Here is an 18707-nt window from a genome sequence, read left to right as displayed (position 1 = left end):
GGTACAATTCGGGTTAATCGTATGAAAACACTACTGCTATGCCGGGTGACTTCGTACGAGATGACTAAAAGACTTATCTAGGAAGGGTTAACGCAGTAACTGCAAATAAGACTGCGAAATAGACTTTGCTTGCGAAAGCATCGACATTCCCGCACTTTGAAGCATGGATGATTTAGTGAATCTCACCGTCTCTTTACCAAAGTCAGTGTCCTGAATTCGGCTCGTCGCAGCAGCAATACTCTCATTACTTTTACCAAGATTGTTAAGGCTGTGCTCTAGCTTACTATGCATTGCGCTAATTTCTGAGCGTTGCTCATTGAGTCTTTTGGCGGTGACGTCGATAACAGAAACAGCAGCTTGAGCACCACTTATAGTGCTAATTTCTATGTCGTCGACCGTAACACTTTTTCTGTTATTGGGTGGGTTCAATGTGTCCCCATCAGTGTAATTTTTGATTCCGAGGATATCAACCAGCGTCTGAGAGCCATTATCACCATCGTAAATCCATGTGTCATCTTGGTGTCCAATGGGAACATTATTGTTTCGCCACTCTTCGCTAACGAACAATTGAAGGGTATTGTCATCCCCGACAGAAAAGCGAAAGGCATCCTCCGAGAATGAACCATTTCCTTGGCCATTAAAACTGTTGAGTCGGGTCGCTAACTCTTGAAGATCGTCGCCCTCCTTTCCGAATAGCTCAAAATATTCTGAAAGTTGAGAATCGTTTTCTATCCACAATCTGATGTAGTTGTTGCCCTCGGGAACAACCCAATCATCTGACATATTGTTCTCTGCCACGAAAAGAGTACCGCCAAATTCCTCCTGATCCGGGCGAATATTTCCCAGTGATAGTTGCATTGCTTCGCCAGACTCAGCACCTATCTGAACGGATCGGGTGCCGAACTCGCCATTCAGCAGTTTTTGTCCACCAAATGAAGTGGTTTCAGCGATTCGTGAGAGCTCATCTTGCAGGGCGACGACTTCTTGTTGTAAGGCTTCGCGCTCTTTCGTCTCATTACTGCCGTTGGCGGCTTGGAGGGCGAGGTCTCTCATGCGGTGGAGTATTTCAACAGATTCGTCGATGGCACCATCTGCAATTTGGAGAATGGAAATACCATCGTTTATGTTTCGCATAGAAACATCATATCCTCGACTCTGGGAAATTAGCCGATTAGATATCATCAGACCTGCGGCATCGTCTCCGGCACTGTTTATCCGAATGCCTGATGCAAGCTTGTTTGACGAGGTAGCATTTGTCTCGTTGGCATAATTAATATGCCGATGAAACATCATCCCTTGGTAGTCATTTACAATATTTCCACCCATACTGAAAATTCCTTAGCCAAGGTTGTTTATTACTTTTTCCATATATCCATAACGTTTTAATAATTTAACTCTTTAATAGTTTTTTTCTTTTTATTTCTGCTGTTTTATTTTTTCTTTTATTAATTAATAATTTCAATTATTTATATATGGAATGATGGTTTGTAACATAGAGTTTCTTTTACAGTATATTTATCTTGATGGGCATTTTATAATTTAATCTATACGTTAACTTTTAGTTAAGTGCCCTTTTTTATTAGGCCAGTAATTATTTCATTACTGGCCTTTGCGCAGATTTATTTCAATTAGTCAAAAAGGTGAGTACCGTGTGTCAGCGCGCCTCCTGCGCGGAGTGCCGCAGCAATATGTATTGTCTCTGCAAATTCCTCTTCGGTTGCACCTGCTTTAATTGCCGCGTTTTTATGGGCTTCAATGCAATAAACACATTGCGTCGTCAGTCCCACTGCTATGGCCATCAGTTCTTTATATTTCTTCGGAATAACACCCTCTGCTAAGGCATGATTATCGTAATCCCAAAAACCTTTCGTCGTTTCGGGTTTGTGTTCTTTTAGCTTTGCCAGCTTTTTCAGGTTAGCCATATCATGCATTGTGATTGCTTCCTTTCATCATTGGTTTACATGACAGTAACGGGTTTGAATCAGACTGGCGAAAGACAAAAGCTTTTCGGGTGATAAAGATAAGGTTGTCTGGAATGAGAGTAGGGCGGGCACTTACTGGGCGTTGTTGTAAAAAAAGCCGCCAGTTGATAGGCGGCTTTTCTCGTGCTTTCTCTCGTATTAGTTATGCGCTTTCTCTCGTATTAATTGTGCGCCTTCTCAGTTTTCTCTGCAGTTTGATAAGCAGGTCGTGCTGAGAGGGTTTGATGATACACCGCAATGTTCGGGAAGTTTTCGATCACACCTTGCTGAGCAAGCACATCCGTCACAAAGGACATCATTATATCTGCACCTGTCAGAGAATCGCCGACCAGATAGTTTTTACCTTCAAGGCACTGGTTGATGTAACCGAGTATATTGGCTGCTTCTGAGTTGGCGTAAGACTCAAGAAACTCCGTTTTTGCTGGTTCCCGTTTCAGGAAGGTTACCAGCAGCAGTGGCAACATGGCTGAGCTTTCTGCAAAGTGCATCCAGTAGAGGTAATCGGCATATTCCGGTGAATCTTTTGCAGGTGCCAATGTGTCTGGTGCATAACGGTGAATCAGATATTCAGTAATGGCACCTGATTCAGCAAGCACTTTGCCATCGATTTCCAACACAGGCGACTTACCCAATGGATGCACCGCTTTCAGTTCTGGTGGTGCCAGAAATGTGGTCGCGTCACGCTGATAAGCAGCAATCTCATAAGGTTGCTCCAGCTCTTCAAGCAACCAGATGATGCGCTTAGAGCGAGATTTATTAAGGTGATGAAGTGTGATCATAAACTCTGTCCTATTGTTAAATCAGTCTTTGGCAACTTCTACCACGACCTTGCCGAAGTTCTTACCTTCCAGTACATCAATCAATGCCTGCGGTGCTTGCTCTAAACCTTCAACACGTTGTTCTTTATATGTGATTTTCCCTTCAGCCAGCCACTGCCCCATTTGTTGTGCAAACTCAGGGTAGCGATGACCATAATCATCCATTATGATGAAACCTCGCATGGTGATTCGCTTAACCAAAAGCAGACCTGCAAGTTGCGAGAGACGGTCAGGACCTTGCGGAAGTTCAGTGCGGTTGTACTGAGAAATCAAACCGCATAGAGGGATCCGGGCACGGGTATTCAGCAGTGGCATAACCGCATCAAACACTTTCCCACCGACGTTTTCAAAGTAAATATCAATCCCAGCCGGACAGGCTTCAGCCAGCTCGGCGGCAAAGTGCTCTGATTTGTGATCAATACAGGCATCGAGCTTGAGTGTATCAAGCGCATAGCGACACTTCTCTTCACCGCCAGCAATACCGACAACGCGACAGCCTTGTAGTTTCCCAATTTGCGCCACCATAGACCCAACGGCGCCAGTCGCGGCAGCCACCACCAAGGTTTCTCCTGCTTTTGGCTGACCGATATCCATCAATCCCATGTAAGCGGTAAAACCCGGCATACCCATCACACCCAATGCATAAGAAGGTGGCATGCGGGCAGGATCCAGCTTTATTAATCCCGTACCGTCTGACAGCGCATAATCTTGCCAGCCAGCGAAACTCAGTACCCAGTCGCCTTCTTTAAAGTCATCATTTTTTGATATCTGAACTTTACTGACGGTGCCACCTACCATCACACCACCAAGTGGCACAGGATCAGCATAAGATTCAGCATCGTTCATTCTGCCGCGCATATAAGGATCAACAGACAGATACAGGGTGCGCAGTAATACCTGACCGTTGGAAGGTGTGGGAACATCTGTGTCAACAAGGGCAAAGTGTTCATCAGTGGGTGCGCCAAACGGGCGTGCGGCCAGTGTCATCTGGCGATTGGTTGATGGTGTTTGTGACATCATTTTTTCCTTAAATCTGGCGTAGAGACGCCTCCACCCAGTTACAGGTGTTGTGCTCAAAATAGTGGTGGATGAAGACCGGTCAGCGACCAGCCTTCAGGATGTTATTTCTGACTTTTCGGTTACAGGCTGCGTTGAAGGATTCGGCGGCATGCATCAAGATCAATGTCTCTATGTTCGCCCAGCCTTGTCATGCCATGGTCTGAAAGGTGTTTAATCAGTGGGTCGATACATGTTTCATCCAACTGATAATCGGAGAGACGGGTTTTTACCCCAACAGATTCGAAAAACTCGCGGGTGAGTGAAATGGCCTGTGCGGCTTTTTCTGCTTCAGAACCTTGTTGAACTCCCCATACCCGCTCGGCGAACTGGGCCAACTTGGATTGTTTCTGCTGCTGTTTTTCCTCAAGTAATGATGGAAGGACAACCGCCAGTGTCTGCGCATGATCCAGTCCATAAAGCGCGGTCAGTTCGTGCCCAATCATATGCGTTGCCCAGTCGTGAGGAACACCTACACCGATGAGGCCATTCAGTGCCTGAGAGGCTGCCCACATCAGGTTGGAACGAACCTCATAGTTATCTGGCTGCTCGACAGTTTTTGGTCCTTCTTCAACAAGTGTCTGTAAGATCCCTTCTGCGAATCTGTCCTGAATTTTTGCATTGACCGGATAGGTAAGGTACTGCTCGGTGACATGAATAAATGCATCGACGATACCATTGCCGATCTGACGTGGGGGCAGGGTAAAGGTTTTCACCGGATCAAGAATAGAGAACTGAGGAAACACGGTTTCGCTGAAAAAAGCCATTTTTGCTTTTGCGGCAGCATAAGTGATCACCGAGATCTTATTCATTTCAGAGCCCGTTGCTGATAATGTCAGCACAGCACCAAATGGAATCGCCTCTTTGAGATCTGACCCTGCTTTTTTAAGCATTTGCATTGGCTCGCTCGGATACCGACTTGCAGCGGCCACAAATTTGGTGCCATCAATGACAGAGCCACCGCCGACGGCAATCAAAAAATCAATGTTTTCGTCCTTGACCTGAGCAATCGCGTTTAGCAGTGTTTCATATTTCGGGTTGGCTTCCACACCACCAAAAAAACTGACATGGCGGTCACCAAGTGCAGCCTTTACTTCATCAAGAGTGCCGAATTTACGGGCACTTTCACCGCCGAAGAGCACCAACACTCTCGCTTTCTCCGGCACCAATGATGACAGCCGAGATATTTCCCCCTCACCAAAGACAATCCGGGTTGGGTTGAAGAACTCAAAATTGTTCATAATGCTTCCTCTTGATGACTGATACACATTCCAATTAGACCAGTCGTCTATTTTTGTTTCCAAAAAATGCCCACGCACTTGAGTGGGCACAAATCTCATTATCGAACTACTTGTTATTCAGCAGAGCCTGGGTAGTTTCCATTGCCAGCTCAAGGTGTTTGCCATCTCTGTGCAACTTGTTCAGCAGCGACGCGCCTAACCATAATTGGTACAGATGAGCAGACAGCTTGTACGCATCGCAGTCGGAAAGAGATCCATCTTTAATGCCTTCTTCAATGACATCTGCAATTTTCAGAGTCACTTTTTCTGTGCCCTCTTTCAGAGTTAACCGCATTGGCTCTGATAAGTCAGCCACTTCCGCACTCAGTTTAACGACCAGACATTTCTGGGTTTCGGAATCACAATGCACTTCCTGCCAGGCTTGCCAGAGTGCCATCAGTTTTTGTTTTCCGTTTTTGTCGGGTCGATTAAACAGGTCACTGAGTAAAGTCTGGTAGTGAGTAAAATACTCGACCAAAACTGCCTTGCCATAGTGCTCTTTTGACTCGAAGTAATGGTAGAAGGAGCCTTTAGGTACGTTCGCCTCTTTCAGTATGGTACTCAGGCCAACTGAACTAAAACCACCACTGGAGAAAATGTCTCTCCCCACGTCGAGTAAATGCTGCTGTGTATGTTGATGTTTAGATTTCATGGTTAGGCATACTAAACAAAACTAGACCGGTCGTCTAGTTTTGTTTTTTTACTTGATGCTTCGTGCCTATCGCCATAGTAAACGACCTATCCATGATCAGTGACCCGCTAATATTTGTATTTTTTTATAAACAAATATGAAATTAATTGTCTATATTGATGGTCATTAACTCGATTAGATCAAACAAGTTGCAATTAATGGGTAAGTTTTGTCCTCTTATTTGTTGACATAAATCTCAAAAAAAACGAATATACTCTCACTTTGAGAATAACTCATAACGAAAAGATCTTATAAAAATATCGTAATGGGTTGCAATCAATGCTCAGGTCTTTTGGCATTAGCCATTTTTATCCTTTTTAAAGAGAATTACGTTATGTTGACAAAACTAGTCGCGCAAACCCAAGCTTTCCTTTACAGCTACAAAAATGACGAGCGCGGTGTTACCGCCGTTGAGTATGGTCTGATTGCTGTGGCGATGGCTACCGCACTTGCCCTCATTTTTAGTGCTGACGGAAACTTTGTTTCAAAATTAGTCAAAGCATTTGAAGCTATCGGGAATACATTATCTCCATCTTAAAAATAATTGATATATTCTTATATCTTTCACTTTTTTTAATTTTATTTTTTATTGTTTTTGATGATATTTATGTAAGAAAAATAAAAAAACAAAAAAGTAAGCCTTATATTTTTACTATCGATATTAATATCTTTTTTTAATGGCCATTTAATTAGTGGAGTTATCAGCTTTTTATTTGTTCTAATATTAGGGATGATATTGTTTAAGGTGAGAATATGGGGAGCGGGGGACAGTAAGCTGTCCACCGCGCTTGCTATGGCGCTGACGCCAGAGATACTGCCTGATGCTTTGATTCTGACAGCAATGGTTGGTGGCGTGTTATCAGTCTTTTATTTGCTGCTTGGAAAAATAAAGCCTGAGAAAAAGGATCGGGGAATACCCTATGGTATTGCTATTTCATCGGGCTTTTACCTTGTGATTTTATTAAATTCAATATCGGTTTAAGTGATGAATAGCAGAGTAATATTTATTATCGCCTTTATTGCGATAATGACCGGGCTTTATGGTATTTATGATTTGGTCAACAATAATGACCCGGTCGCCGTTGAAAATACACCGCAACAAAAAGATATTCACTATTTCTCTTTGTGGAAAACAACAAAAAATATTCATAAGGGCAGTAAAGTCACAGATGCTGAATTAGTACGTGTGACTTTGCCTGAGGATGAAGCGCTGGCGCTTGGGATCAGTCATGATGTTGAGCTTAATCGCGATTCTACTACCTTGTTTAGGGGTGACATTCCCGAGGGAAAGTGGGTATTCCCGGAGATGCTTGCAACCAAGGGCAGCCCGGGCTACCTCCATCTTATCACCGACACGGACATGACGTTGTACCCTCTCTCTGTCTCTACGAGAAATCTAATTACGGACTATATTCAGCCTGGTGATCGGATTGATGTTGTTGCGGTGAGCTCGCCATCAGCCAACCTAGCCCAGAGTGAAAATCTCGGTCTGGACAGCTTCAGTGGCGTGTCTGCTGATGTATTGCTCTCTGGCGTCAAAGTGATTTCTATCGCTCAAGACAATGAATATGGCATTGACCCTGTGGTGAAAGCATCTGAGGGGACGATGTCGACCGTGGTCATTGAGGTAAACCCCGATATCTTACCTGTGCTGACACTGGCTCAGCGTACCTCTTACCTTGAAATTTACCTCAATCAGCCCGGCAGAATCCATCAAGGGGTTGATGTCAGTGATGTGATCAAAAATTACAGCGGTGTGCTGGAGCTGCGTGGCAGCGGGCACACACACTATTAGCGCAAAAGACAGTGAGAAAGAAAATGTTTAAACAAATGATGATCTTGTGCTGTCTTGTTGCGTCCTTCAGCGCGCAGGCTGCCACTCGGTATCTCACCACGGGTGATGGTGAAAACCTGTCATTCGATCAGGAAATTGGCACTGTGTTTGTCAGTGACCCATTAATTGCAGATTATAAAGTCGTCAACAAGAAAACCTTGGTGCTGTTTGGCCTCAGTGTCGGGCAAGCGCGCGTGATTGTTTACGACAAACAGGGCGACGTGCTGGCCTCTGACCGAATACATGTTGATCTCGGGCTCTCGCAGGTCCGCAGACAAATAGCACTCCATTTCCCCGAGCGTGATATCCGTATTACTTCTGTTGGTGAGCAGGTAGCCGTGAAAGGCAAGGTCTTTTCTGAAGAAGAGAGAGACAAGGTCTACCAACTCATTGCTACATTACTGAATCGGAGCAAGCTCGATAGATACGGCAAAGCGCAGTCGGTAACACTCCCCTCTGGCACCAGCGAAAGTCCGCAAGCAAGTTTTGCTAAAAACTATACCTACACAGGTATTTACGAGGGCCTTGAGGTTATCAGTGTTAAACAGGTGAATGTAAAAATCTCTGTCGCACAGGTCACCGAGCGGTTTAAAGAAACCGTGGGTATTGACTGGTCAACACTGGGGCAAATTTCAGGCAGCTTTAGCCTCAATAAATTTAAGTCTGATGACCTGACTACCATCATCAGCGCAATGGCTGATGACAACCTTGCCAGCATTCTTGCTGAGCCCAATCTCACGGTTATGTCGGGTGAGTCCGCTTCGTTTCTGGCGGGTGGCGAAGTCCCTGTTATTGCATCGAGTGGAACCAGCACCAGCATCTCCTTTAAAGACTATGGCGTGAAGCTCGAATTGACGGCCAATGTTATGTCCGAAGACAAAGTGAAGCTTTATTTAGCGCCTGAGGTCAGTGCCATTGAACAGATCATTGAATCAGTGGGTATGCGTGTTCCTCAGCTTTCATCGCGCAAGACATCGACGACCATTGAACTTGGGGATGGTGAGAGCTTTATTCTTGGCGGTCTGATGAGCTCAGACGATATTGAGCAGGTTAAAAAAGTCCCTCTGCTGGGCGATATTCCTGTTCTGGGTGGCTTCTTTAAAACGGCGTCAACAACGCGCCAAAAAACTGAGTTACTGATTGTTGCCACTGTCAATCTTGTTAATCCGGTCAGTCCGGAAAGCATAGTCTTGCCTCGTATGAATAAAACGACGAATTGGGAACGCTTACTGTTTCCCCCGATAAAACATTTCTCATTACCAGCCATTAAGGTGCTAGCAGAAGGAGGGTTCGCAGAATGAAAAGCTCGATGTTAGTGGCCCTATGTTTGCTACTCAGTGCATGCTCACTCGTCGAATTGCCACAGCAGGGCGCTTCAGTGACGGTGTCACCTATAAAACACGAATTCGTTATCCGAGTTAATGATTCTCATTGGAAGCAGGCTGTTGAGGAGGTAAAACGAATTGCTTCTCTGGTCGACCTCACCGATGAGAGGCTTGAATTATCGTTAGCGATTGGTGAAACAGTACCAGTCCGCATAGAGAAGGCACTTCAACGCGTTTTACTTAAGCATGGTTTAGCGCCAACCCGTTATCACGTATCTATTTTTGTTGCAGAGCCAAAGAGTATCGCCATGACCCTGACCTTGCACCGGTTGGATCTCGATACCTGCCAGCCCTATCGCTATGGGCATCCACAAACCAACATTGGCTGCTATACCGAATCTATGCGCATGAATCAGGTGGCGCATCCGCAGCATCTCATGCCGAGTGTGAAGGGGTAACGTATGTTTGATTTGGCAAAATCGTTGTCCACTCAGGCCGAGACGAAGGCTGAAAAAGAAAAGTCTGTCGATTGCACATTGTTCTTTCAGAGTGACGAGTGTAAAGCCCTTGTCGAAGAAGTATTTCGCTTTGAAGGCTGGCCAGCGCCTGAAGTGCAACCATACAGCCGTTCTCTTAATGACATGGAGAGCCTTGAATCTTTGGTGATTCTTGATCTGAATCGCTCCCAAAATGTGGTGAAAGATGCAGTCAGGTTTGCTAACCAGTTGCCTCAGCGTAAAGGGGTTATTGTTATCGGTCAGGAAGATGCAATTTCTACCCTGCGTAGTTTGAAAGAGATGGGTTTTTACTATGTTTTCTGGCCGATCAGCAAACAGGAGTTGTCTGACTTTATCCGGCATGTTCACGATAATCAGAAACAATTCCGGGGTGTCAGTCAGAACCGGAAAGCAAAATCAGTTGCTGTAGTTGGCGCAAAAGGTGGGGTTGGCACCAGCCTGATCAGCGCCGAAATTGCTTCTGTACTGGCCGATGGCGGCGCTAATACGATTTTGGTCAATCACAACTACCGTGATGTAGGAATTGATGTGATTCTGGGGTTGAAAAACTTTCAGAAGCAGGACAGTCAAAGCCTGTCTTATCAAATTAATGATCTTGATGAAGAGAGTGCCTCCGAGTATCTGAACAAAGTGACGAAGCATCTGAAGCTGTTGTCACTGGATGGTGAAGAACAGCCTGAAACACTGAGGGACTATAGCCATACCCTTTGTGACCTGCTCAATCGTCAGGCGCATTTTATTATCGAAGATTATTCCGCCTCAATTCATATGCCAGTTGATACTGATCGTCTTGTCGAGCGCAATGATATTGTGGTGATTGTCACTGACCTTAGCGTCAATTCAGTGCGTTCAACAGCCAGACTGATCAACCAAATCGGTGACAGACAACAACCTCAAACAGTATCAACCCGGATATTGGTCTTCGTTAATATTCACCGTCCTGACAGTGCATTTCCACTCAAGGTGAGTGAGGTCGAGGATTTTCTGTCGCGCGATGTCGATGTTGTGCTGCCTTTTGACAAGCATTTCTCCAAACTGCTGTTAGAGGGAAAACGTCTGTTCAAACTGGAATCAGGGAATGACCGACCCTTCTTCGACGCCGCAAGAATCATTAATGGTCAGTCATCACAGCGACGCGTAGGTGCGGGTGGGCGCCTTCTCAGCCGGTTGTCGAATTTTAGCTGGTTGACGGGCAGGGCAGAGCGATGAGTTCAAACAAAGAGATGTACCTGAATTTTCGTGACAAGATCTTTGAGGCGCTTGATGCGGAAATAATTGCTTCTTTGAGTAAAGAGGCACTGACCACACAAATTCAGGGAGCTGTTGAGGTATTGGCAACTGGCTACCATCGCCCTGTTCCGTCACTGATGAAAAGTAATCTGGTGAAAGGTTTTGTTGATGAGTTGACAGGCCTTGGGCCGTTGCAGCCATTGATTGAGGACCAGTCGGTCACTGATATTATGGTTAACGGCCCTAATCACATTTACTTTGAACGCAGCGGCAAATTGCAGCGTTCTGAAGTCACCTTTGTCAACGAACAGCAACTGCTTGAAATCGCCAAACGCATCGTCGCTAAGATAGGACGACGAGTGGACGAGAGTTCGCCCATGGTTGATGCCAGACTCGAGGATGCAGCCGGGTCAATATTGTTATCAGCCCTGTCGCAATTGACGGTACGGCAATTTCAATTCGTAAATTCCGTGACCAGAAAATGGGCCTTGAGGAACTGATGGGGTTTGGCTCCATGAGTGCAGATATGGCGCGGGTATTAATGATTGCTGCCCGTTGTCGTCTGAATATTTTGGTCTCTGGAGGCACAGGCTCAGGGAAAACCACGCTGCTGAATGCTCTGTCCCAATATGCCAGTGAAGACGAGCGAATTGTCACCATCGAAGATGCGGCAGAGCTGAAGTTGCTGCAGCCGCATGTTGTCCGTCTCGAAACCCGGGCGGCCAGCACTGAAAATACGGGTGCAGTCAGTCAGCGCGACTTGGTGATCAATGCGTTGCGGATGCGACCTGACAGGATCATTCTGGGGGAGTGTCGGGGATCTGAAGCCTTCGAAATGTTACAGGCAATGAACACGGGCCATGATGGTTCGATGAGTACGTTGCATGCCAACACACCCAGAGATGCCATGGCGCGGGTCGAAGCTATGGTAATGATGGCGAACCTCAGTCTGCCACTTGAAGCGATCCGCCGTACGATTGTCAGTGCGGTCAATTTGGTGGTTCAGGTTAACCGTCTGCGTGATGGCTCGAGAAAAATTACCAGTATCGCTGAAGTGGTTGGCCTTGAGGGAGACAGTGTGGTGATGGAGGAGATCTTTCGCTTTGAGGCGGCAGAGACCCAGCAGCTTGAACAGGTTCAGGGTAAGTTCACGACTGGCGGCATAATGCAGCGTTCAGAGCTGGTAAAACGGGCTAAGTTCTTTGGCCTTGAAGATGAACTGATGGCAGCGTTCAGAGGGGACTGATCGATGTTATCTCTTTCTTTGGTGCTCTTTGGCATTGTGGCTTTACTGTACAGCCAAAAGCAGCGCTCTAACGTTAATACGTTTCTCAAGCATGAGCAAAACACGTCAACGGAAAGCACCGAAAGTGCAGTGAATATGGGGTTTCTGACCGATATTTCATCCTTCCGGCGTTGGTTGGATACGCTGGCTCCAACGCTCGATATGCTGGGAAGCAGAGCGACGATGATCATCACTTGTTTTGTGTTGGGTGTGACAGGCGCTGCCGTATGGGTAAACAGTCTTTATCTACATTTCAACCCGTTTATTTTTCCTCTCTCTGTGCTCGTGTTCAGCCTTTTGGTCGGTTGGTTACAGCTCCGGAAAAGACGCCGGGCCGAGTTTGAGGAAACCTTTCCCGACGCGTTGAACATGATGATGAGTGCGGTAACGGCGGGTGACAGCATCATGCAAGCCATTATCTACGTCGGAAATACACTTGATAACAAAGTTGGACGTGAATTCAAACGCATGGGTGACAGGCTTCGTCTCGGTGAATCGCCGACACAGGTCTTTAACCGGGCGACCATCATTTATCCGTATCCCGCTTTCCTGTTCTTCATTGTCACTATTCAGGCCAACATGGCGCGGGGTGGACAGTTGAAGCCAGTGATGGCGAGACTGATCAGAGTACTGGTTGAGGCGAGGAACCTCGAAAAGAAGAAAATGGCCATGACATCCGAGGCTCGTCTGTCAGCCAAAATTGTTGCTGCGATTCCATTTGGCTTCATGGTGATGCTGAGTTTTCTCAACCCTCAAAACGTCGATTTTGTCCTTCATGACCCTGAGGGGCGAATGGTGCTCTACTACGTAGTGGGCAGTGAGGCCATTGGCTTGGGTATTGTCTGGATGCTGGTTAAGGCGGTGCGCTGATGCTTTATGTATTTATTGCTTCCGCTCTTTTCGCTGTCATAGCCGCTTATATGATCACCCTGGAGCTGAAGCGTCGAATTCGCAAAGCCAATACCGAGCACTTTCTCCATCAGCGACAGGGTAATACGCTGAAAAAACTCAACGCCGCGATTATTGGACTTGGAGAAAAACACCAGAAAGAACTGGAACAGAAACTGGTTGATGCGGGTATCTATAACCGCAACTTTGCCCGTTATTATCTGCCTGCTAAAGTACTGATTCTGGTGGTGAGTTTATCGGTTGTGGCATTGGCAGGTATGTCGATGCAAAACAAGGTATTACTTGGTGCATTCCTGCTGGTCGGTATCTTGGTGATACCCGATATGGCGCTGGAGTTACGCAAAAAGGCCCTTATTCAGAAAACATCCCGCCAGCTTCCCTATATGTTGGACATGATGGCAGTTTGTGTGCAAACGGGGATGACTGTAGAAGCGTCACTCATCTACCTGAGCAAAGAACTGGATGCCTTTGACAAGGATCTGTGTTTTCAAATTCGTAAAACCGCAGAGGCGGCAAAAATGCAGGGGCTGGAGAAAGCTCTGCACGATTTAAGCCTTCGCTTACCGACACCGGAAGTCAGATCTTTTGTTTTTACCCTGATTCAAAACCTGCAATACGGAACCTCAATTTCCAATGTCCTGAGCGATTTGTCGGAAGATATCCGAAAGATGCAAGTGATGTCGGTGGAAGAGAAAATCGGCAAACTGTCAGCCAAGATGAGTGTGCCACTGATTCTGTTCATTATGTTTCCCATTGTGGTGCTGATCATTGCCCCCGGAGTTATGCAGTTATCATGAAACCATTTCGTTTTTACGGTGCAATTTCCGCGCTGTTATTCCTGTCTGCGTGTGCGTCTGCCCCCGCTGAACATTCCTTTGATGCCGACGCTATGACGAAGGCGGGTAATTATCAGGGATTGGTTGACCACTACAAAGCGGCTTGGCTGGAATCGCCGTCCAGTCCCGAGCGGACGATTGTACTGGTGAAGTCTTACATGATGCGTCAGGACTATGAGTCGGCAAGTTTCTATCTGCAATACCTTCACGATCAGGGGATGATGAGTCAGGACTCTGTTTATCTGTCAGCGCAAATTGCCTTTCATCGTCAACAGTTTGTTCAGGCGACTGAGGCGGCGAAAAGAGCGATAGCAATGGGTAAAGACGATGCCGAAACGTATTTGCTGTTAGGTATTGTGCAGGGCAATCAGTCGAAATTTGCTGAGGCACGCAATGCCTTTACCACGGCAAGAATTAAAGGCTGCGATGAAGCCACAGTAAAAAACAATCTGGCTGTGTTGTTACTTGCCGAAGGAAAAAATAACCAGGCTATCGACATGTTGCTTCCGATCAATCATCAGGCTGCTATTCATAACAAAGCCCAAGTTAACCTTGCGATTGCATTGATTCGCGAAGGCAGACACGCAGAGGCAGAAAGTGTATTGACGCCACTATTTAGCAAAGACGAAGTCGCGACCTTTATCCATACCGTCGCAGGGGGAGGTGAGGCATGACCTTGAAACCTCCTCATGTATGGCGGGGTACGCGAAGGCAAACGGGCAGTTTTACCGTCGAGTTTGCGCTCGGGGCGATTGTCTTATTTTTCACTATGATGCTGATCTTTGAGGGTTGCCGATTTATCTATTTGGTTAACCTGACAGATACCGCGTTACGGGAGGCGTCAAGAGACAGTCACTTGATAGATGATCCAAAAGTTAAAGAGGGCTACAAGAAACATTTCTCTGATTTCTTAAAGGGCAAGGGGCATCAAAGTTCGCTGTGGAGAATCATTGTTCAACCACAAAAGTTTTTTTTCTCGGTTCGCTTATACAGAGATTTAGATGCTTATGTGGCGGGAAATTATTCATCAACGCGCAATCGTAATCTATTTGCTGAATACCGCATCACCTATAAATACTCTCCGCTACTCAAGGTGCCGGGAATATCCTCGTTCACAATTAAGCGCCAGTCTCTGCGATTGCAGGAGCATGAAGAATGGGAGAACAAATGATGAAAAAGCAGCGGGGCGTTTTTGCTATCGAAATGGCTTTTGTTCTCAGTTTTTTGATTGTTTTACTCCTGTTTTTAACCGATCTCAGCCGTCAGGTATTGTTACGGGGTGAACTCGATCAGCTCAGTTATAACCTGGTGACCATAGTGAAAGAGCGCTCTCGCCTTCAAGTCAGTCAGAAGCATGTTAGTCAGCAGGAACTAAAAAGGCTGTTGAAGGTGACGGATAAACTGCGACAGACAGATGAAATGACCCGCGCTTATAGCCTGAGAATGACCTCATTGGTTGAAGGACGCGTGGCAGATTTCACGTTCAAAGCAACAGGCTCACCGCGAGCACCGACGTTTGATAAGGCGTCTTTTACACGTCTTGTTGCTAAACCAAAGGAGGGCAAGGCGTTACCTCTGTATAGGGTGGCAGTCAGTGAAACAATTTCATCCCCTTTTTCAATGTTTCTCGGCGGTAAAAATGGCCAAGTCACCATTGAATCTGCTTCCGTAATGGTTGGGAGATAGACATGAATGCCGTTAACACTTATCGAAAAGTGAGTCCCAGGCGTCAGCGTGGGGCGGCCGCCGTATCAATGGCGATTTCACTGGTCGCGATGATTGGTGCTGTGTTCTTTGCCATTGAGGCGACCCGTTATATCCAAACCCAAAGCCGTTTGGGTGATGCCGCCGAAGCGGCAGCCTTTGCATTGTCGAGTGCCGATAATCAGCCGAGAGAGCAAGCATTGGCCCGCGAATATATTCGGCAATATCTCCCTGATGAAACGTCGATTCCTACGCTGAATATTGAGCGTAAAACGGTGAAATATGAGGAACAGACTAAACGTGGTCGAGAAGAGCGAGAATATTTACAGCATAAAGTCACGGTAACCAGCCAACACGCGTCTTGGTTCTATAGTGGCTTGATCCCAAGTTTTGACCGTTCTCAATCTTTGACAAACCAAGCGCTGGCGCGCCGATATCCAGAATATCTGGCGGGAAAACCGATCGATATTGTGTTTGTTACTGACCACTCGGGTTCGATGAACGATTACGGCAAGCTGCGAACTCTCAAGCAAGCGGTAGGGATGATTCGGGATATCATTTTGAACAATGAGGATGCGGCAATCGATAGTCGTATGGCCTATGTGCCTTTCAGTTTTAGAACGATAGAGGAGAGGAACGGAGAGCGTCTTTGTCAAACCCATGTGAAGTACAATCATTCATACAACAGCGCAGATTGGTTCCGACTTAGCTCAATGAGAAAGTGGAAGGTAAATTACTGTGCCAAAACTCGTCAAAATTGTGATGGTGTCAGCTGGCAAGACGCACGGGAAGCTGTGAGATATGGGAAGTATCTCGATCCGGATGATCGCTGGACCATATATCCAATGCCCGATCCTAAAAGTGTAATCAATTATCGGAGCACAGTGTCAAACTGGTATTCGACTTCCCCTAAAAACCTGGCGTTAAACGCAAATAAATCATATTTGTTCTCAGAATATTCATGTGCAGGGCGGCGATTTCACACCATACCCCTCACAGGGGACCAAGACAAATTTCAGTTTGATAGCTTTCAGGCCTATGGAGGAACTGCCGCTTATCAAGGACTTATTCGAGGTGCACAAATACTAAAAGAGGGTAAGCCCCACTCTTCGGCGAGCCCAGAAGAAAAAGCCGCTTATCGTGCCAAGCACAAGATGATTCTGGTCCTGAGTGACGGTGAAGAGAGCAATGATAGCAAGGTTTTTGAAAATCTGGTCAATAATGGTCTTTGCGCAAAAATTCGTGAAGACATTAACGAGGATAGCGAAACTGATTTGTTTATCGGAGTGATCGGTATTGGTTTTCAGGCAACGCGTAATAACGCATTCATTAACTGTGCTGACGAGGTTAAAGACGTCAAAAGACTTAAAGATCTAAGCAAGATAATTGAAGAACTGATACGCAGTGGCGTCAGCCAACAAGGCACGAGCCGATTACATTACCGATATTTAGACGACAAGAGAAGTTAATCAATGAGTCGATTATTATTTGGACTGGCAAGCACCATGGTGCTGATTTCTTCACCGGCATTAGCCAGCGATAACTGGCAGTTTTGCCACAAACTGACCCACAGTGTTGAACACCATGTTGAGGTGAAGCGAGTCAAGATTGGGTTTCACCAAGGCGGCAGATATCAGGTCAGCGATATCCTCGTTGCTGACACAGTCGAAGCCAAAATAGCATTGGGCGAGTTTTCAAAATTTCAGTCATCGCAATGCCATCACATGATCAATGGTGTAGAGGGCTTGGGTAAGGTACTGTTTGCCTTTGATCGGGCCGAATTATCCTTACCCGCCAAGCAGACGCTTGATCACTGGTCGAAAAAGATGGCCGGGAAGTCATGGCAGGTTGAAGGACATACCGACAATATGGGCTCTGCACGCTACAACCAAAAACTGGGTGGAAAGCGAGCGGCGAGTGCGGCTGGGTATTTGAGCAAAAAATCACTTGCCGGAGAAATCAGTGAATCGTCATTAGGCGAGCAACAACCTGATGCCAGTAACAAAACGCGGGCTGGTCGCCAACTAAACCGGAGGGTCGTGCTGTCTGTTGGTGTGTAGTGTTTTTGGCAGCCGTGCGGGCTTTCACAATCACATCGTCGTCCGGCGGCTATTCCACATCAGCTTGGTGAGAAAATAGCCAATCAAGCAAAAATGCACTTAATCGTATAAAGTCAGCACAATTGTGTTGACTTTTTTTATGTTTATCTTGTAATTCCTTCATTTTAATGATCTTTATCAAGAGATCCTGCTCCAATATTACCGTAATGTTACGCTGTTTTTAGTGAGATCGTGTCGATCGACGAAAGATTGATTCTTGGCTTTGCTAACCCTTTTTGTCATTCTGATAAGAACATAACAAATAACAATGGTTTTACTGTGAGAGTGTTGGTTGTTTTTTATACACGCATTCTCACTTTTCAACGAGATTTTGGAGTAGATAATTGAACAGTTCCATTGATATGGATATGCAGAATAGCATAGGTTCTTTGTGTCGACTTATTGGCATGAAGACGTCACATCGCTTTCATGAAATATTATCCACGCAAGGTATCAACCTGACACCTGAGCAGATATTCGTGATTTACAGTATCGGTAAGTCAGGGCAATTGCATCAGAGTGAATTGATCGAGTTGATCTATTTTGCCAGCGAAAAGTCGAAGATCAGCCGGATTGTACAAAGTTTGGTTGAGGCAGATCTGATCAACCGACATGAGGATACACAGGACAGGCGTGCCAAAGTATTGTCGCTGACTGAATCTGGTACAAAAGTGAACACAATGCTCAATCAAATCACTCATAAAAGCATCGATTTTTATCGTTCGATTATGACGGATGATGAGTTGCTTCACCTGCAAAATACTCTGAAAAAGGTCTTGAACGCATTGTAAAAAAACAGGGTGTCAGTCAGAAGGAATGCGTCTGGCTGACCTTGGTCATCCTCTCATTTTCTAAAATACCCATTGAATAAAATACGGTAAAAGTGGTCTAAATGTTGCGAAATTAAAGCTAAAATCGCCAGTTTAACCTTTGTAATGCAAATGTCACTTCCCCATCTTTTTGGTTTTTTGTACGCCTTCTTTTTGGTTTTTTACGCATAGATACGTGTAAAAAATCTCAAAAAACATAGAGCCCTTTTTTGTCTGATACAGGCTGTACCTTTCTCTAATATGGCGGTGAATATTCGTCAAAGTTTGGACATAAAAAAGAGTAGCCTGTTGCTGCTCTTCTTGATCATGC

The 18707-nt window shown here is 45.8% G+C and carries 20 protein-coding genes and 1 pseudogene; 15 read left to right on the top strand and 6 right to left on the bottom strand.

The window, feature by feature from the left end; all coding sequences use genetic code 11:
* Positions 1 to 87: 87 nt before the first annotated feature.
* From A8L45_RS00350 to A8L45_RS00325, 6 genes are all read right to left on the bottom strand, one after another.
* Positions 88 to 1326 (bottom strand): flagellin, encoded by a 1239-nt coding sequence (locus A8L45_RS00350; RefSeq protein ID WP_068898044.1) that lies wholly within the window; start codon positions 1324 to 1326, stop codon positions 88 to 90.
* Between the two features lie 302 nt (positions 1327 to 1628).
* The gene (locus A8L45_RS00345) at positions 1629 to 1931 is read right to left on the bottom strand and encodes a carboxymuconolactone decarboxylase family protein (RefSeq protein ID WP_068898043.1); all 303 of its coding nucleotides are present in this window, start codon (positions 1929 to 1931) and stop codon (positions 1629 to 1631) included.
* A gap of 212 nt (positions 1932 to 2143) precedes the next feature.
* A complete protein-coding gene (locus A8L45_RS00340) occupies positions 2144 to 2761 on the bottom strand; it encodes a glutathione S-transferase family protein (protein ID WP_068898040.1) in 618 nt (205 codons plus the stop codon).
* 21 nt (positions 2762 to 2782) lie between these two features.
* On the bottom strand, positions 2783 to 3820 hold the full coding sequence (locus A8L45_RS00335) for an NADP-dependent oxidoreductase (RefSeq protein ID WP_432416284.1): 1038 nt from the start codon (positions 3818 to 3820) through the stop codon (positions 2783 to 2785).
* Between the two features lie 119 nt (positions 3821 to 3939).
* Positions 3940 to 5097, bottom strand: a complete 1158-nt coding sequence (locus tag A8L45_RS00330; RefSeq protein WP_068898036.1) for an iron-containing alcohol dehydrogenase — start codon at positions 5095 to 5097, stop codon at positions 3940 to 3942.
* 106 nt (positions 5098 to 5203) lie between these two features.
* Complete coding sequence (locus A8L45_RS00325; RefSeq protein WP_068898034.1) at positions 5204 to 5788, bottom strand: TetR/AcrR family transcriptional regulator; 585 nt, start codon at positions 5786 to 5788, stop codon at positions 5204 to 5206.
* A gap of 373 nt (positions 5789 to 6161) precedes the next feature.
* Between A8L45_RS00325 and A8L45_RS00320 the strand changes: the two genes are divergently transcribed.
* From A8L45_RS00320 to A8L45_RS00250, 15 genes and pseudogenes are all read left to right on the top strand, one after another.
* Positions 6162 to 6365, top strand: coding sequence for a Flp family type IVb pilin (locus A8L45_RS00320; protein ID WP_068898033.1), 204 nt, complete (start codon positions 6162 to 6164; stop codon positions 6363 to 6365).
* A 105-nt stretch (positions 6366 to 6470) separates the two neighbouring features.
* Complete coding sequence (locus tag A8L45_RS00315; protein WP_349266985.1) at positions 6471 to 6809, top strand: A24 family peptidase; 339 nt, start codon at positions 6471 to 6473, stop codon at positions 6807 to 6809.
* Positions 6810 to 6812: 3 nt separating this feature from the next.
* The gene (gene cpaB, locus A8L45_RS00310; protein WP_068898029.1) at positions 6813 to 7622 is read left to right on the top strand and encodes a Flp pilus assembly protein CpaB; all 810 of its coding nucleotides are present in this window, start codon (positions 6813 to 6815) and stop codon (positions 7620 to 7622) included.
* A 23-nt stretch (positions 7623 to 7645) separates the two neighbouring features.
* Positions 7646 to 8962: a type II and III secretion system protein family protein gene (locus A8L45_RS00305; RefSeq protein ID WP_068898027.1), complete on the top strand. Its 1317-nt coding sequence runs from the start codon at positions 7646 to 7648 to the stop codon at positions 8960 to 8962.
* Positions 8959 to 9444 carry a hypothetical protein gene (locus A8L45_RS00300; protein ID WP_068898024.1) on the top strand — a complete coding sequence of 162 codons (486 nt, stop codon included), beginning with the start codon at positions 8959 to 8961 and terminating at the stop codon, positions 9442 to 9444. Before A8L45_RS00305 ends, A8L45_RS00300 begins: the two co-directional genes overlap by 4 nt.
* 3 nt (positions 9445 to 9447) lie before the next feature.
* Positions 9448 to 10713 (top strand): CpaE/TadZ family protein, encoded by a 1266-nt coding sequence (locus A8L45_RS00295; RefSeq protein WP_068898022.1) that lies wholly within the window; start codon positions 9448 to 9450, stop codon positions 10711 to 10713.
* A pseudogene (locus A8L45_RS00290) lies at positions 10710 to 11980 on the top strand (TadA family conjugal transfer-associated ATPase). The gene A8L45_RS00295 and the pseudogene A8L45_RS00290 overlap by 4 nt, the downstream one beginning before the upstream one ends.
* A gap of 3 nt (positions 11981 to 11983) precedes the next feature.
* Positions 11984 to 12889: a type II secretion system F family protein gene (locus tag A8L45_RS00285; RefSeq protein WP_068898020.1), complete on the top strand. Its 906-nt coding sequence runs from the start codon at positions 11984 to 11986 to the stop codon at positions 12887 to 12889.
* A complete protein-coding gene (locus A8L45_RS00280; RefSeq protein ID WP_068898018.1) occupies positions 12889 to 13725 on the top strand; it encodes a type II secretion system F family protein in 837 nt (278 codons plus the stop codon). Before A8L45_RS00285 ends, A8L45_RS00280 begins: the two co-directional genes overlap by 1 nt.
* The gene (locus A8L45_RS00275; protein ID WP_068898016.1) at positions 13722 to 14438 is read left to right on the top strand and encodes a tetratricopeptide repeat protein; all 717 of its coding nucleotides are present in this window, start codon (positions 13722 to 13724) and stop codon (positions 14436 to 14438) included. The genes A8L45_RS00280 and A8L45_RS00275 overlap by 4 nt, the downstream gene beginning before the upstream one ends.
* Positions 14435 to 14935, top strand: coding sequence for a TadE family protein (locus A8L45_RS00270; RefSeq protein WP_068898013.1), 501 nt, complete (start codon positions 14435 to 14437; stop codon positions 14933 to 14935). Before A8L45_RS00275 ends, A8L45_RS00270 begins: the two co-directional genes overlap by 4 nt.
* On the top strand, positions 14920 to 15450 hold the full coding sequence (gene tadF, locus A8L45_RS00265; RefSeq protein ID WP_068898010.1) for a tight adherence pilus pseudopilin TadF: 531 nt from the start codon (positions 14920 to 14922) through the stop codon (positions 15448 to 15450). The genes A8L45_RS00270 and tadF overlap by 16 nt, the downstream gene beginning before the upstream one ends.
* A 2-nt stretch (positions 15451 to 15452) precedes the next feature.
* Positions 15453 to 16937 (top strand): TadE/TadG family type IV pilus assembly protein, encoded by a 1485-nt coding sequence (locus A8L45_RS00260; protein ID WP_068898008.1) that lies wholly within the window; start codon positions 15453 to 15455, stop codon positions 16935 to 16937.
* Positions 16938 to 16940: 3 nt separating this feature from the next.
* Complete coding sequence (locus A8L45_RS00255; protein WP_068898006.1) at positions 16941 to 17528, top strand: OmpA family protein; 588 nt, start codon at positions 16941 to 16943, stop codon at positions 17526 to 17528.
* 383 nt (positions 17529 to 17911) lie between these two features.
* Positions 17912 to 18358, top strand: coding sequence for a MarR family winged helix-turn-helix transcriptional regulator (locus A8L45_RS00250; RefSeq protein ID WP_083228123.1), 447 nt, complete (start codon positions 17912 to 17914; stop codon positions 18356 to 18358).
* Positions 18359 to 18707: the final 349 nt, after the last annotated feature.

Source organism: Veronia pacifica (assembly GCF_001707825.1).
Classification (GTDB): domain Bacteria; phylum Pseudomonadota; class Gammaproteobacteria; order Enterobacterales; family Vibrionaceae; genus Veronia; species Veronia pacifica.
The sequence above is the reverse complement of the archived record's forward strand: the minus strand, read 5'-3'. Positions and strand labels throughout refer to the sequence as shown.